Here is a 335-nt window from a genome sequence, read left to right as displayed (position 1 = left end):
CATCCGTCATCGGATACCCCGTGATGCTCAAGGCCACGGGCGGCGGAGGCGGCATCGGCATGCGCGTGTGCGCGGATGCCACGGAGCTCCGCGCCGCGTACGACGCGGTGGTCCGCCAGGCGGCGGCGAGCTTCGGCACGCCCGGGGTGTTCCTCGAGAAGTTCGTGCGCCCCGCCCGGCACGTCGAGGTGCAGCTGTTCGGCGACGGCGCGGGCCGCGTCGCCGTCCTCGGCGACCGCGACTGCTCGCTCCAGCGCCGCAACCAGAAGGTCGTCGAGGAGGCGCCGGCGCCCGGACTCCCCGGCGCGGTCCGCGCAGAACTGCACCGCACCGCG

At 75.2% G+C, this 335-nt stretch carries 1 protein-coding gene; it reads left to right on the top strand.

Annotated elements, in window-relative coordinates:
- Window positions 1-335: ATP-binding protein (locus tag ACZ3HH_RS29525; protein ID WP_465810064.1), on the top strand; the 335-nt coding region annotated here is incomplete at both ends.

It is taken from the genome of Pseudomonas sp. PME37.24/025 (assembly GCF_055556615.1).
The sequence above is the reverse complement of the archived record's forward strand: the minus strand, read 5'-3'. Positions and strand labels throughout refer to the sequence as shown.